Below are 14,893 nucleotides of genomic sequence, written 5' to 3'. Positions count from 1 at the left end.
TGCGTTCGGCCGCCGCCTGGTGCAGGAGGTACGGCTAGTGTCCAGAAAGCTGCTGCCGCTGATGGCGTTGCTCGCCACGGTGGCCGGACTCGTCATCGCTGTCGTGTCACCATCCACGTCCAGCGCCGCCGCGGGGGAGGAGTGTCGTCCTGACGGCCTCTACCAGACCCCCGGTGTCGCCGTCCCCTACTGTTCGGTCTACGACACCGACGGCCGGGAGACGATGGGGACCGACCACTCCCGTCGTGTGATCGGCTACTTCACCAGTTGGCGCACCGGCAAGAACGGTGCGCCTTCCTATCTGGCGTCCGACATCCCGTGGAACAAGGTCACGCACCTCAACTACGCGTTCGCGCACGTCAACGCGCAGAACAAGGTGTCGGTCGGGGCCGATGGGCCGGACAACGCCGCCACCGGGATGACCTGGCCCGGTGTCGAACTCGACCCGTCGCTGCCCTACAAGGGGCACTTCAACCTGCTGAACAAGTACAAGAAGCAGTACCCGAACGTGAAGACGCTCGTGTCCGTCGGCGGTTGGGCCGAGACGGGTGGCTTCCTCAACCCGGACGGCACCCGCAACGCGTCCGGCGGCTTCTACAAGATGGGCCAGTCGCAGGCCACGATCGACACGTTCGCCGACTCCGCCGTGGAGTTCATCCGCAAGTACGGGTTCAACGGCGTCGACATCGACTACGAGTACGCGACCTCCAACAAGTACGCCGGCAACCCGGACGACTACTGGATCTCCGACGCCAACCGCGGCACGCTGTGGGCCGGCTACGAGAAGATCATGAAGACGTTGCGGGAGAAGCTGGACCGCGCTTCGGTCGCCGACGGCAAGCACTACCTGCTGACCGCTGCCGTTCCGGCGTCCGGCTGGCTGCTGCGCGGCCAGGAGGCCTACCAGGTCACGCGTTACATGGACTACGTCAACATCATGTCCTACGACCTGCACGGGGCGTGGAACCACTTCGTCGGCCCCAACGCCGCGCTCTACGACGACGGCAAGGACGGCGAACTCGCGGAGGGCGGCGTCTACGGCGCGTACGACGGCATGGGCTACCTGAACACCGACTGGTCGTACCACTACTTCCGGGGAGCCATGCAGGCCGGCCGGATCAACATCGGTGTGCCGTTCTACACGCGTGGCTGGCAGGGCGTCACCGGCGGCACGAACGGGATGTGGGGCAAGGCCGCGCTGCCCGACCAGAAGAAGTGCCCGCCCGGCACCGGCGGCAACGTCGGCTCGACCACGCCGTGCGGCAACGGCGCGATCGGCATCGACAACCTGTGGCACGACCTGGACAAGGCCGGGGCCGAGACGCCGGCGGGCGCGAACCCCATGTGGCACGCCAAGAACCTTGAGAACGAGATCACGCCGGACTACCTGGAGCAGTACGGGCTGACCCCGAAGACCGACCCGACCGACCGGCTCTCCGGCACGTACACCCGCCACTACGACAACACGCTGACCACCCCGTGGCTGTGGAACGCCGACAAGAAGGTGTTCCTGTCCACTGAGGACGAGCAGTCCATCGCCACCAAGGCGAAGTACGTGGCGGACAAGGGTCTCGGCGGCGTGATGATCTGGGAGCTGGCGGGCGACTACCGCTTCGACAGCGCCAAGAACCAGTACACCATCGGCGACACCCTGCTCACCAAGCTCAACGACGGGCTGCGTGGCGCGTCCCCGTACGGCAACCAGAAGGCCGCCGGGACGCCGCCGAAGGACGTGCTGAACGTGTCGGCGACGGTGTCCGGGTTCGCGTTGGGCGACAACAACTACCCGATCAACCCGAAGCTGAAGCTCACCAACAACTCCACGAGCACCCTGCCGGGTGGCACGAAGATCGAGTTCGACTACGGCACCAGCGCTCCGGGCACGATGTCCGACCAGTCCGGGTTCGGGCTGCGGGTCACCGCGAAGGGGCACACGGGCGCGAACGTCGGCGGGATCAGGGGCGACTTCCAGCACGTCGAGCTGACGCTCCCGTCGTGGCAGTCGCTGGCCCCGGGCGCGTCGGTGGACGTCGCGCTCAGCTACCAGCTCCCGATCGCGTCGCCGTCGAACTTCAAGGTGACCTTCGGCGGCAAGTCCTACGCCATCGCTTCCGACCACCCGCGTGGTGGTGACGGCGGCATCCCGACGTCGACCTCCACCTCCACCTCCACCTCGACTTCCACCTCTACGTCGACGTCGACGTCGACCACCACGTCTACCACGACCACGACCAACCCGTCCTGCACGGTGGCCGCCTGGGAGAGCGCCAAGGTCTACAACGGCGGCAACCAGGTCGGCCACAAGGGCAAGAAGTGGCAGGCCAAGTGGTGGACGCAGGGCGAGGAGCCCGGCACCACCGGCGAGTGGGGCGTCTGGAAGGACCTGGGGGCCTGCTGAGGCCCTGCTGAGGCATCCCTTACCCGCCGTTTGCCACCCCTTACAGCGGCGGGTAAGGGGACCAGCACCCGAACCCACGTGAACACCCGATGCCCGGGCGTCCACCTCAGGACGACTCTTCTCCTCGTCAGCGAGAACGAACGCAACGAGGAGTCGGTCATCATGGAGTGGACGCCCGAGGCTTTGAAGGCGGAGATCGACTACCGGCAGGCGGCCCTGCGCGCCGATGCGGCACACGCCCGCGTCGCCCGGCAGAGCGCCGCGCCGAAGCGCTCGTGGTGGCGGCGGCTGGGTCACCGGTCACACCCGGAGCTGCCGGTACCGCGAAATGGCCACCGCGACGCCGCCTGAGGTGTGCGAACATGCCACTCGTGGCACGCCTTGGTTCCGGTATCCCCTTGGTGGCGCGTAGCCGGGAGATGACCAGGCTGCGCGCCGCCCTCGACGAAGCCGCCCGCGGCCTGGCGGGCGCGGTCCTGCTCGCCGGCGACGCGGGCGTGGGCAAGACGCGGCTGGTGGACGAACTCGCCTCCGCCGCCGATGCCCTCGTGCTCACCGGGCGATGTCTGGACGTGGGTGAGACCGGCCTCCCCTACCTGCCCTTCACCGAAGCGCTGGGGCAGGTGCGGGAGGCCGGTCTGCTCGACATCTCGGCACGTCCCGCGCTCGGCCGGCTGCTGCCCGAGCTGGCGCTGCCCGTGTCGCAGGACAGCAGCGGGCTGTCCGGCCTGCCGTCGCACCTGGTGGGGCGGCGTCCCGAGCAGGACGTCGGCCAGTTGCAGCTCTTCGACGCGGTGCACGGGATGCTGGGTGACCTGGCCGAGTCGCAGCCGGTGCTGCTGGTCCTGGAGGACCTGCACTGGGCCGACGCGTCCACGCGTTATCTGCTGTCTTTCCTGTTCTCCCGGCTGCGGTCGCAGCGGTTGCTCATCGTCGGGACTTATCGGTCCGACGATTTGCACCGCAGCCACCCGTTGCGGCCGTTGTTGAACGAATTGGTGCGGCTGCCGGCGGTCCATCGGCTGGATCTGACGCCGTTGAGCGCGATCGACGCCCGGTCGTTCGTCGCGGCGTTGGCGGACGACCTGCCGGACGACGTGGTGCTGGAGGTCGCGGAGCGCTCGGACGGCAACCCGTTCTTCGCGGAGGAGCTGATCGCGGTCGCCACCGACGGGTCCGGTATCCCGTGGACGCTGGCCGAGGTGCTGCTGGCGCGGATCGAGCGGCTGTCGCCGGCCGCGCAGCACGTGGTCCGGGTGGCGTCGGTCGGCGGTCGGTCGGTGCGGCACGACCTGCTCCGGGAAGTGGCCGGCACGGACGACGTCGCGTTGGACGGCGCTTTGCGGGAAGCTGTTCAGCACCACGTCCTGCTGGTGAACCGGAACGAGGTCTACACGTTCCGGCACGCTTTGCTGCGCGAAGCGGTCTACGGCGATCTGCTGCCCGGCGAGCGGGTGCGGCTGCATTCCGCCTACGCCGCGCGGATCGCCGCAATGCCCGATCACCGGGGCGCGGCGGCGGCGCTGGCCCACCATTCCCTGGAAAGCCACGACCTGGCCTGCGCCCTGCGGGCTTCGGTGGACGCCGCGCACGAGGCCCAGGCCGCCGGCGCGCCCGCCGAGGCGTTGCGGCACTTGGAGCAGGCGCTGAAGCTGTGGTCCGCGGTGCCCGCCGCCGAGCGCCCGGCCGGGGTGACCGAACTGCGGCTGCTGCGGCGCGCGTCGTGGGTGGCGGGGACGGCCGGGCAGCCGGAGCGCGCCATCGCGTTCGCCCGCAGCGGGACGTTGCTGGTCGACGCCGAGGCGCCCGAGGAGGCCGCCGAGATGTGGCGGCGGTTCGCGCAGGCGTTGCAGGTGCTCGACGGCACGGAGGACGAGAAGTACGCGGCGATCGAAGCGGCGTGGCACCTGGTGCGCGACCGGCCCGCCTCGCCGGCGCGTGCCTGGGTGTTGGCGGTGTGGGCGGCTGCGCTGCGCCACGACCGGAAGTACACCGAGGCGCGCGAACGGGCCGAGGAAGCCGTGCGGGACGGGCGTGCCGCCGGTGCCGAGTCGGCGGTGGCGGACGCGCTGGCGACCCTGGGGCTGCTGGACGAGGCCGCCACGGACGTGGCGTCCGCCCGGTCCCACCTGGAGGCGGCCGTGGCGTGCGCGATGGAGGCCGAGGCCGTCAGCACGGAACTGCGCGCCCGGTACTTCCTCGGGATGCACCACTACGACCTGGGCGAGCTGCCGGACGCGCTCCGGGTGTTCGACGAAGGCATGGCGCGGGCCAAGGAGACCGGCCTGTCCTGGAGTTCTTACGGCCTGGAGCTGCGCATTCTGCAAGTGCTGACCCGGTACTACACCGGCGAGTGGGAGAGCGCGGCGGTGGCCGCCGAGCCTCCCGGCCTCCGCGTGTCCAGCACGGTGTCGGCACGGCTGGCCGCCGCCGGCACCCACGTCACGGTGAGCCGCGGGGAGTTCGAGCAGGCCGAGCGGCTGATCGGGGAGCTGCGGTCGGACTGGCACCGGGACCTCCAGATCGCGTTGATCACCGGCGGCACCGGCGCGGAGCTGGCGTTGTGGCGCGGCCAGCCGGAACTGGCGGTCGAGCGCATCACCGACGCCATCGAGTGGTCCCGCCAGGAAGGCGGAGACTGGGCACTGGCCGGCATCCGCCTGGCGGCGCTGGGAGTCGCCGGCCACGCCGAGATCGCGGCCCGCGCCCGGCGTCGACGAGATGCCGTGGCGGAGAGTGCCGCCGTCGGCGCCGGACATGAGCTGGCGGAGTACGCGCGGACCACCGCAGAGCTGGGTTCGCCCCGGACCGGTTCGATGGGACCTGAGGGCCGGGCTTGGCTCGCCCGCGTGGCGGCTGAGGAGAGTCGACTCGACGGCCCCGGTGATCCCGGGCTGTGGCGCGCGGCAGCCGACGGGTTCGCGTTCGGCTCCGTGTTCGAGGAAGCCGTCTGCCGCTGGCGCTTGGCGGAGACGCTGCTGGCTGCGGACCAGCGCGACGCCGCCATCACCGAGCTGCGGCTCGCCGACGCCGTCGCCGACCGACTGGGCGCCGTGCCGTTGCGGGACTCCGTGCACCTGGTGGCCCGACGGGCCCGGGTCGCGCTGCACGCGGAGACGACCCGATCGCACGTGGACCCGTTCACCCCTCGGGAGAGGTCGGTGCTCGGGCTGGTGGCGTTGGGGCGGACCAACCGGGAGGTGGGGGAGGAGCTGTACATCTCGGAGAAGACGGTCAGCGTCCACCTCACCCGGATCATGGCCAAGCTGGGTGCCAGCCGACGCGCTGAGGCGGTGGCCATCGCGTACGACCGAGGCCTGCTGGAACAGCCGAGCTTTCCCGATGCATAAATCCGCGCATGTACAGCGACTCAAAGCCTGCGCTTGCACCGCGACCTAAAGCCTGCGCGAGCACACCGACTAGAAGCCTGCGCGAGCACATAAGAGGGGCCTCGTGTTCTCCCCGTATGGCCCAATGCCACTAACTTAAGCCACGTTTCCGCAGCTCAAATCGATCCAGAAGGCGTTCAGCTCGACCGGATCCGGGCCATCTCGGGCTCGTTGGGGCGAGAGGCGACCTGGGGATCTGCGCCTGCGCGATGCATCGATGTCCTAAGTGGACAAACTTTCGCAGTGTCATCCGGCCTGTTCGGCGGACGAACCTGGCCCTGACCAGCGGAAAGCTTAAGTTAGTGGCATTGCCGTATGGCCTGCCCGCAGGGCAACCGCGCTTGTCAAGGAGGTGCAAGCACGCTCTTCGCTTGCACCTCCTTGACAAGCGCGGTGGTCTTTGACCAGGTCATACGGGGAGAACACGACGCCTTGGCATTTCCTCCCCGGAGGCCTGCCCAGCGGCGAGCGCCCGCTTTTAATCTTTTAGACCAAGAGCGGTCGCGATCGCTGGGTCAAAAAGCTAAAAGCGTCCTCGCCGGACCGGCAGGCCGCCAAGGATGTACACAAAAGCAAGACTCGGGCGTCGTGCCATCCCCGCATGACCTGGTCAAAAGACAACCACCCTTTTCCTGGGGATGCAAGCGAAAAGCGTGCTTGCATCCCCAGGAAAAGGGTGGTTCCCTGCGGGCAGGCCATACGGGGATGACACGCAGCCCACCTGGGGGTGTGGCGCTGGCGCCCGTTGCTCGGGCGTGTCGTGCGTCTCTGCTTGGGGTGAGGTGGTGGTGTCGGGCTGGGTAGACGTAGGGACTAGGCCGGGTCATACCGCAGGTTGATGTCTGGTTCCGTCGGCGAGGTGACGACCGTGTACGTGGGCTGCCCATAGGTTTTCCCCTGTCCGCTTGACGAGAGGGAATGAGGGAGCATGTCCGCACTGGTGTCCGACGTCGGGACTCGTACCGCTGTAGCCGCCGCGAGCCTGGTGAAGGTCTACGGCAAGGGCGACACCGCTGTCCGGGCGCTGGACGGCGTGAGCGTCGCGTTCGAGGCGGGGAAGTTCACCGCCATCATGGGGCCCTCCGGGTCCGGCAAGTCCACGTTGATGCACTGCCTCGCCGGGTTGGACAACGTCGACGGTGGGTCGGTCGAGATCGGCGGGACCGGGATCACGTCGTTGGGGGACAAGGAGCTGACCAAGCTTCGGCGGGATCGGATCGGGTTTGTCTTCCAGGCGTTCAACCTGCTTCCCACGTTGTCGGCCGAGGCGAACATCCTGCTGGGGTTGGAGTTGGCCGGGCGCAAGCCCGATCGGCAGTGGTTCGACACGATTGTCGACGTGTTGGGTTTGCGGGACCGGTTGAAGCACAAGCCCAGTGAACTGTCCGGTGGGCAGCAGCAACGGGTGGCCTGTGCGCGGGCTCTGGTGTCGAAGCCGGATGTGGTGTTCGCGGATGAGCCGACCGGCAACCTCGATTCGCGGTCCGGCGCGGAGGTGTTGGACTTCCTGCGGATGTCGGTGCGCAAGCTCGGGCAGACGGTGATCATGGTGACGCACGACCCCGTCGCGGCCTCGTACGCCGACCGCGTGGTGTTGCTGGCCGACGGCCACCTGGCCGGCGAGATCGACAGCCCGACCGCCGACTCCGTGCTCTCCGCCCTGAAGCACCTGGGGGCGTGACGTAATGCTGCGCACGATCATCGCGGGTCTGAAGGCCCGCACCGCGCGGCTTGTCCTGTCGTCGGTCGCGATCGCCCTCGGGGTCGCGTTCGTGACCGGCACGTTGGTGCTCGGCGACGCGATGAACGCGAGTATGCGTGATGAGTTCGCCAAAAGTGCCCGTGGTGTCGACGTCTCCGTCTACCTGTCCGGTAGTGGTAGTGACGTCAAAGGGATCACACCGGAAACCCTGGAGAAGATTCGGCAGGCACCGGGCGTTGCGGGTGCCGATGCTCGCGCGTACCAGCAGGTGCCGCTGATCACCGGTGACGGCAAGGCGAAGCCCGCGATGGCGGTTCCGCTCGCGGAGATGGAGAAGTTGCGGGAGTACGACCTCGCGGACGGTCGGTATCCCGGCAGTGACAACGAGATCGCCGTCGACGTCCGCACCGCCGAGACGGCGAAGCTGTCCATCGGCAAGTCGGTCACGTTGCTGGGCAAGGACGAGCAGAAGCGCGAGTACCTGCTGGTCGGCACCTACAAGCAGGGTGTCGGCGAAGTCTCGATCTCGGGCAACGACCACGTGGTGCTGACGCCGGGGGCCTACGCCGCGTTCGACCAGGAGCGACTGCCGTACCAGGTGGTGGGTGTCGCCGCCGAGGGGTTCACGCAGGAGCAGGTCGCCGAAAACGTGCGGAATGCGTTGGGCAGCGCCAACTACACCGTGCAGACCGGTGAGCAGCTCACCCAGGACATGCTGAAGCAGGTCAGCTCGCAGTCCGCCGAGTTCACCACGTTCCTGCTGGCGTTCGCGGTGATCGCGCTCGTGGTCGCGGCGATGGTCATCTACAACACGTTCACGATCCTCGTCGCCCAGCGGACCCGTGAGCTGGCGTTGATGCGCTGTGTCGGCGCGAGTCGCAAGCAGGTCTTCCGGGGCGTGCTGGCCGAGGCGTTCGCGATGGGCCTCGTGGCGTCGGTGATCGGCCTGTTCGGTGGGCTCGGCGTGTCCGCGCTGCTCCAGAAGGTGATCATCGGCTTCGGCGGTGGCGACGTTCCGGTCCGGCTGCCGATGTCCGTGTCGACGGTGCTCGCGGCGTTCGGCGTCGGTGTGCTGGTGACGGTGCTGGCGGCGGTGCTGCCCGCTCGCAAGGCGACGCGGGTCGCTCCGGTGGCGGCGTTGCGCAGCCAGTTGGACAGCAGTGAAGAGGTGTCGCGCACCGGCAGGTTGCGGGTGTTGTTCGCGGCGCTGCTCGGTGTCGGCGGTATCGGCACGATCGTCCTCGGTATGCGGATGGACGGCGAAGAACTGCCGATGATCGTCAGCGGTATCGGCACGATGGTCGTGCTGTCCGCTGTGCTGGTGCTCGGGCCGTTGCTGGTCGGGCCGGTGAACCGGGTGCTGGGCGTGGTCCCGAGGGCGTTGTTCGGGGTGCCGGCGAAGCTGGCTGCCGCCAACGCGGGGCGCAACCCCAAGCGCACGGCCGCCACCACGGCCGCGTTGATGATCGGCGTGACGATCGTGGCGCTGGTGACGGTGGTCGCCAACAGCGCCAAGGAGACCGCGAACGCGCAGGTCGACGAGCGGCTGCCGGCCGACTACACGGTGACGTCCTCGGTCTACGACCGGCCGCTGCCGGAGGAGTTGGCGACCCGGCTCGCCGGCGTGCCGGAGGTGGCGAAGGTCGCGCCGACGACGCGGGTGCTCGGGGAGAACGCGTACTTCACCGGTGTGTCGCGGGACTCGCTGGGCGACCTGTTCCGGCCGAAGGTCGAGAGCGGCGCCCTGGACGACCTGCGTGAGGGCACCATCGCGCTGAACGCCGACTACGCCAAGGAACACAAGCTGACCGTCGGCTCCACGGCGACCGTGAAGACCGACAACGGGTCGGGGTCGCTGAAGGTCGTGGCGCTGCTGTCGGGGCAGCGGCTGAGCGACGGCGTCGTGACGCTGGAGACCTCCGCGCGGCTCGACCCGAAGCTCGGTGGCTACACCAGCATCATGGTCAAGCTCAAGCCCGGTGCAGCGAACGGCCGTGCGGCGGTGGAGAAGGTGACCGACGCCTCGCCGCTCGCGGTGATCGACTCGGCGGCGGAGACCAAGGCGCAGCTCAACAAGCAACTCGACCAGGTGCTGGCGTTCGTGTGGGCGCTGATCGGCCTGGCGGTGGTGATCGCGCTGTTCGGCATCGCGAACACGCTGACGCTGTCGGTGCTGGAGCGGACGCGGGAGTCGGCGCTGCTCCGGGCGCTGGGGCTGACCCGGGGCCAGTTGCGGCTGATGCTGGTGATCGAGTCGATGCTGATGGCGCTGATGGGCGCGGCGATCGGGCTGGTGCTCGGCGTCGGGTTCGGCTGGGTGATCACCACGGCGCTGTCCTCGGACGCCATCAAGCTCGCGTTCACCGTCCCGTTCGGACAGATCGGGGTGATGCTCGCGGCGGCGGTGGTGGCCGCCGTCCTCGCCGCCGCCCTGCCCGCTCGGCGGGCGGCCCGCACCTCGGTCGTCGCGGGGATGGCCGAGGCGTAATGGGGGGTCAGGTGGCCCGTTCCGCGTTCGGGGCGCGGAACGGGCCACCCGTGTGCTCCGGGTCACAAGATTCTTTGGGTGCGCGCGTCATATCCGCCGCCCGAGCCCCTCTACCTGAGTGCGGGTTGGCTCGGGCGAGGGCCGAGCCAACCCCGCCCTCTCGTTCCGCTCGCTCACGGTTGGTCGGTCGTTACTAACCGTGAGCGAAAGCGTTCCGGAAAGTTACGGAACGGTGTCGACCGTTCAGCCTCCGCTTGACAGTGAGGTGACTCACTCACAACTGTGAGAGCGCTCTCACTACGGGTCGAGCCCGACGGGCGCGTCGAGGAGGACGGATGAGCAGGACACCGGTCGGCCGGGCGGCGGCGGTCATCGCGATCGCCATGGCCGCCACCATGACGGCCGCGTGCGGGGGAGGTGACGCCGGCGGCGGGAAGGTCGAGCTGTCCATCGGCGTCTTCTCCGACTTCGGTTACGACAACCTGATCAAGGAGTACCAGGCGGCGCACCCCGGCGTGGAGATCGAGCAGCGCAAGGTCAAGATGGAGCAGCACCACACGCAGCTCGCCACGCAGCTCGCCGGTGGGCGGGGCGCGGCGGACATCGTGGCCATCGAGGAGGGCAACGTCGCCCAGTTCCGGCAGTCCAAGGACAAGTTCGTCAACCTCGCCGACTACGGCGCGCAGGACCTCAAGTCCCAGTGGGCGGCCTGGAAGTGGCAGCAGGGCACCGCCGACGGCGGGAACTTCGTGCTCGGCCTGGGCACCGACATGGGCAGCCTGGCCGTCTGCTACCGGCGCGACCTGTTCGAGGCGGCCGGCCTGCCGGTCGACCGGGAGGCGGTCGGCGCGCTGTGGCCGACGTGGGCCGACTTCCTCGCCACGGCGGACAGGTTCACCGCCGCCACGCCGAACGTGAAGTTCGTCGACACGGCGCAGAACGTGTACAAGGCGATCCTCGACCAGACGGAGGAAGGCTACTTCGCCAAGGACGACTCCTACATCGCCGACCGCAACCCGAAGGTCGCGGACGCGTTCGAGCTTGCGGCGGGCCTGGGCGAGAAGAAGCAGACCGGCGCGCTCCAGCCGTTCAGCCAGGACTGGAACGTGGCCCTGAAGCAGGCGTCGTTCGCCACCACCACGTGCCCGGCGTGGGCGCTGGCGCTGATCAAGGCCGGCGCGGGCGACGAGGCCGCCGGCAAGTGGGACGTGGCCGCCGCGCCCGGCGGCGGCGGCAACTGGGGCGGCTCGTTCCTGGCCGTGCCCAAGCAGGGCAAGCACCCGAAGGAAGCCTACGAGCTGGCCAAGTGGCTGACCGCGCCCGAGCAGCAGAAGCGGATCTTCAAGGAGACCGGCAACCTGCCGAGCGAGCCGGCCGCCTACCAGGACCCCGAAGTCACCTCCACCGTGAACGAGTACTTCAACAAGGCTCCCGTCGGCCGGATCTTCGGCAACTCCGCGCAAAGCCTGAAGCCGACCTACCGGGGCACCAAGGACTCCAAGGTCACGCCCGTGTTCAACAACGCCCTCACCCGCGTGGAAACCGGCAAGCAGTCCACTTCGGACTCCTTCGCGCAGGCGTTGCAGGAAGCGCGGGACGCCGCCGAGTGACGGTCGCACCGGCTCGACGCGGGGCGGGGGCCGGGCGTCCCGTCCCGCCGCCGCGCGCCGGGCGCCCGTCGTGGCGCCATCGCCTGGGACGCCTGGACACCAGGTTCACGCCGTACCTGATCGTCGCGCCGTTCTTCGTGGTGTTCGGCGTCTTCGGCCTGTACCCCTTGCTGTTCACCGCGTGGGTCTCGCTGCACGACTGGCACCTCATCGACGGCGCACAGGGATTCGCGGGCCTGGACAACTTCCGGGAGCTGCTGGCGGACCGGAACTTCTGGAACGCGTTGGGCAACACGGTCAGCCTGTTCGTGCTGTCCACCGTGCCCCAGCTACTGGCGGCGCTGGGCCTGGCGGCGCTGCTGGACCGCGGGCTGCGCGGCCGGTCGTTCTGGCGGGCGGGCGTGCTGCTGCCCAACGTGATCTCCGTGGCGGCCGTGGCACTGGTGTTCGCGCAGCTCTACGGCCGTGACTTCGGCATCGTCAACCACCTGCTCGGCCTGGTCGGCGTCGACCCGGTCGACTGGCGTGCCGAGACGTGGGCGTCGCACCTCGCGATCAGCTCCATGGTGATGTGGCGGTGGACCGGCTACAACGCCCTGATCTACCTGGCGGCCATGCAGTCCGTGCCCAAGGACATGTACGAGTCGGCGATGCTGGACGGGGCGTCGCGGTGGCGGTTGTTCTGGTCCATCACGGTGCCGAGCATCCGCCCGACGATCCTGTTCACCGTCATCGTGTCCACTATCGGCGGCATGCAGCTCTTCGTGGAGCCGCAGCTATTCGACCCGGGCGGCACGGCGCTCGGCACCGGCGGCGCGGACCGGCAGTTCCAGACCCTGGTGATGTACCTGTACGAGAAGGGTTTCCGGCTGTTCGACGCGGGCTACTCGGCGGCGATCGCGTGGGTGCTGTTCCTGCTGATCCTCCTGGTGGCCCTGGTGAACTTCACGCTGACGCGGCGCATCGCGTCCAAGGGGTGACCGCGCCGTGGCCGCCCTGACCGCACGGCGTCTGACGAACGCCGGTCCGATCGCGTACGCGCTGCTGGTCGTGATCCTCCTCGCGTCCGCCTTCCCGCTGTACTACTCGTTCCTGATCGCCAGCAAGGACAACTCGGCGCTGGGCGACGCCATCCCGTCCCTCGTGCCGGGCGGCAACCTGGTCGAGAACCTGAGCCGGGTCTTCGACACCGTCGACTTCTGGCTGGCGATGCAGAACTCGCTGATCGTCGCCGGGACGGTGGCGCTGACCAACGTCGTGCTGGGCACGCTGGCCGGGTTCGCCTTCGCCCGCCTGCGCTTCCGGGGCAGCCACTCGCTGTTCCTCGTCGTCGTCGGCACGTCCATGGTGCCCACCCAGCTCGGTGTCATCCCGCTCTACCTGCTGATGTCGGACCTGGACTGGTACGGCACCCTGCAAGCGGTGATCGTGCCCGCGCTGATCGGCGCGTTCTCGGTGTTCTGGATGCGGCAGGCGTGCGAGGAATCCGTTCCGCACGAACTGGTCGAGGCCGCGCGCATGGACGGCTGCTCGGTGCTGCGGACGTTCTGGCACGTGGCGTTCCCGGCCGTGCGGCCACAGGCGGCGGTGATGGGGATGTTCACGTTCATGACGGCCTGGAACGACTTCTTCTGGCCGCTGATCGTCCTCGACCCGAACGACAGTCCCACCGTGCAGGTCGCACTGTCCACTTTGGCCAGTGGGTACTACACGGACTACTCGCTCATGCTCTCCGGCGCGTCCCTCGCGGTGCTGCCGGTGGTAGGGATCTTCCTCCTGCTGGCCCGCCACATCGTCGGCGGCATCATGCAGGGCGCCGTGAAGGGGTGAACACATGACCACAACCGACCCGGAGGCTCAGGTCGGCCAGGAGCTGCTGCGCTTCCCACCGGATTTCGTGTGGGGCGCCGCGACAGCCGCCTTCCAGATCGAGGGAGCCACCACGGCCGACGGCCGCGGGCCGTCGATCTGGGACACCTTCGCCGCCACACCGGGCAAGGTCCACGGAGGGGACACCGGCGAACCGGCGTGCGACCACTACCACCGGTACGCGTCCGACGTCGGGCTGATGGCCGAGCTGGGCCTGGGCGCCTACCGCTTCTCCCTGGCGTGGCCCCGGATCCAGCCGTCCGGAGCGGGCCGGGTGGAGCCCCGGGGGCTGGCCTTCTACGACCGCCTGGTGGACGAGCTGCTGGACCGGGGCATCCAACCCGTGGCCACGCTGTACCACTGGGACCTGCCGCAGGAACTGGAGGACCACGGCGGCTGGCGCAACCGTGACACGGCCTACCGGTTCGCGGACTACGCGGCCCTCACCCACGCCCACCTGGCGGACCGCGTGCAACTGTGGACCACGATCAACGAGCCGTGGTGCTCGGCGTTCCTGGGGTACGGCAACGGGATCCACGCGCCCGGCCTGGTCGACCCGCGCGGTGCTCTCGAAGCCGCCCACCACCTGCTGCTCGGCCACGGGTTGGCCATGCGGGCGATGAGACCGTCGGCCCCGGCCGACCACCGGTTCTCGATCGTGCTGAACTTGTGCTCGGTGTCGGTCGACCAGGACGACGAGGCGCACCGCGCGGCTGCCCACAAGGTCGACGGGTTGCAGAACCGCCTGTTCCTGGACCCGTTGGCGGGACGGGGTTATCCCGAGGACGTCGTTGCGCGGACAGCGTGGCTGGGCGACTGGCAGAGGGTGGTCCGCGACGGGGACCTGGAGGTGATCGCGAGCCCGGTCGACTGGATGGGCGTCAACTACTACAGCCCCACGCGGGTCGCCCCCGCGCCGGCCGACCACGTTCCCGACGGGCCTTTCGCGGGGTTGAGGGGCGTGGCGTTGCTGCCGCCGCGGGGTGAGCTGACCGGGTTCGGGTGGGAGGTGGACGCGCGGGCGTTCACGGAGCTGTTGGAGCGGCTGGGCCGGGACGTGGCGGTGCCTCTGGTGATCACCGAGAACGGGTCGGCGTTCCCCGACGCGGTGAGTGACGGGGAGGTGGTCGACCTGGCACGGACCCGTTACCTGGTCGACCACTTGCGGGCCGTGCACACGGCGATCTCGCGGGGCGTGGACGTGCGCGGGTACTTCGCCTGGTCGCTGTTGGACAACTTCGAGTGGGCGGCGGGGTACAGCCAGCGGTTCGGGATCGTGCACGTCGATTACCGGACGCAGGCGCGGACGGTGAAGCACAGCGGGCGGACCCTGGCGCGGGTGATCAGCCGCAACGCCGTGCCGACGAGCGGGTACGACCTGGGCTGACCGGCTCACGGCTTTCGCCGCCGCCGGAACCCCGATGTCAACCGGGCAGG

General features: G+C 69.1%; 9 protein-coding genes. All 9 read left to right on the top strand.

What is annotated here, in order from left to right; translation table 11 throughout:
* Positions 1 to 61 precede the first annotated feature (61 nt).
* The 9 genes from ACQPZF_RS32460 (at position 62) to ACQPZF_RS32420 (ending at position 14,843) form a co-directional block, all read left to right on the top strand.
* Positions 62 to 2,398, top strand: a complete 2,337-nt coding sequence (locus ACQPZF_RS32460; protein ID WP_433274806.1) for a chitinase C-terminal domain-containing protein — start codon at positions 62 to 64, stop codon at positions 2,396 to 2,398.
* A gap of 162 nt (positions 2,399 to 2,560) precedes the next feature.
* On the top strand, positions 2,561 to 2,749 hold the full coding sequence (locus tag ACQPZF_RS32455; RefSeq protein ID WP_433263525.1) for a hypothetical protein: 189 nt from the start codon (positions 2,561 to 2,563) through the stop codon (positions 2,747 to 2,749).
* Between the two features lie 11 nt (positions 2,750 to 2,760).
* Positions 2,761 to 5,748 carry a helix-turn-helix transcriptional regulator gene (locus ACQPZF_RS32450; RefSeq protein ID WP_433263523.1) on the top strand — a complete coding sequence of 996 codons (2,988 nt, stop codon included), beginning with the start codon at positions 2,761 to 2,763 and terminating at the stop codon, positions 5,746 to 5,748.
* A gap of 967 nt (positions 5,749 to 6,715) precedes the next feature.
* Complete coding sequence (locus ACQPZF_RS32445) at positions 6,716 to 7,468, top strand: ABC transporter ATP-binding protein (protein WP_433263521.1); 753 nt, start codon at positions 6,716 to 6,718, stop codon at positions 7,466 to 7,468.
* A 4-nt stretch (positions 7,469 to 7,472) separates the two neighbouring features.
* A complete protein-coding gene (locus ACQPZF_RS32440) occupies positions 7,473 to 9,977 on the top strand; it encodes an ABC transporter permease (RefSeq protein WP_433263519.1) in 2,505 nt (834 codons plus the stop codon).
* A 335-nt stretch (positions 9,978 to 10,312) separates the two neighbouring features.
* Positions 10,313 to 11,587, top strand: coding sequence for an ABC transporter substrate-binding protein (locus tag ACQPZF_RS32435; protein WP_433263517.1), 1,275 nt, complete (start codon positions 10,313 to 10,315; stop codon positions 11,585 to 11,587).
* Between the two features lie 119 nt (positions 11,588 to 11,706).
* A complete protein-coding gene (locus ACQPZF_RS32430) occupies positions 11,707 to 12,567 on the top strand; it encodes a carbohydrate ABC transporter permease (protein ID WP_433274804.1) in 861 nt (286 codons plus the stop codon).
* A 16-nt stretch (positions 12,568 to 12,583) separates the two neighbouring features.
* Positions 12,584 to 13,417: a carbohydrate ABC transporter permease gene (locus ACQPZF_RS32425; protein WP_433274802.1), complete on the top strand. Its 834-nt coding sequence runs from the start codon at positions 12,584 to 12,586 to the stop codon at positions 13,415 to 13,417.
* A gap of 4 nt (positions 13,418 to 13,421) precedes the next feature.
* Positions 13,422 to 14,843, top strand: a complete 1,422-nt coding sequence (locus tag ACQPZF_RS32420) for a GH1 family beta-glucosidase (RefSeq protein ID WP_433263515.1) — start codon at positions 13,422 to 13,424, stop codon at positions 14,841 to 14,843.
* Positions 14,844 to 14,893: the final 50 nt, after the last annotated feature.

Origin of the sequence: Actinosynnema sp. CS-041913 (assembly GCF_050942485.1) — a bacterium.
Classification (GTDB): Bacteria; Actinomycetota; Actinomycetes; order Mycobacteriales; family Pseudonocardiaceae; genus Actinosynnema.
Note: the sequence above shows the minus strand (reverse complement) of the source record. Positions and strands in the feature narration are given on the sequence as shown.

Bases quoted from the DNA above. Each gene is read 5' to 3' on its own strand.
- ACQPZF_RS32445 (WP_433263521.1), top strand. From the start codon at position 6,716: ATGTCCGCACTGGTGTCCGACGTCGGGACTCGTACCGCTGTAGCCGCC.
- ACQPZF_RS32455 (WP_433263525.1), top strand. From the start codon at position 2,561: ATGGAGTGGACGCCCGAGGCTTTGAAGGCGGAGATCGACTACCGGCAG.
- ACQPZF_RS32420 (WP_433263515.1), top strand. From the start codon at position 13,422: ATGACCACAACCGACCCGGAGGCTCAGGTCGGCCAGGAGCTGCTGCGC.
- ACQPZF_RS32450 (WP_433263523.1), top strand. From the start codon at position 2,761: ATGCCACTCGTGGCACGCCTTGGTTCCGGTATCCCCTTGGTGGCGCGT.
- ACQPZF_RS32460 (WP_433274806.1), top strand. From the start codon at position 62: ATGGCGTTGCTCGCCACGGTGGCCGGACTCGTCATCGCTGTCGTGTCA.
- ACQPZF_RS32435 (WP_433263517.1), top strand. From the start codon at position 10,313: ATGAGCAGGACACCGGTCGGCCGGGCGGCGGCGGTCATCGCGATCGCC.
- ACQPZF_RS32440 (WP_433263519.1), top strand. From the start codon at position 7,473: ATGCTGCGCACGATCATCGCGGGTCTGAAGGCCCGCACCGCGCGGCTT.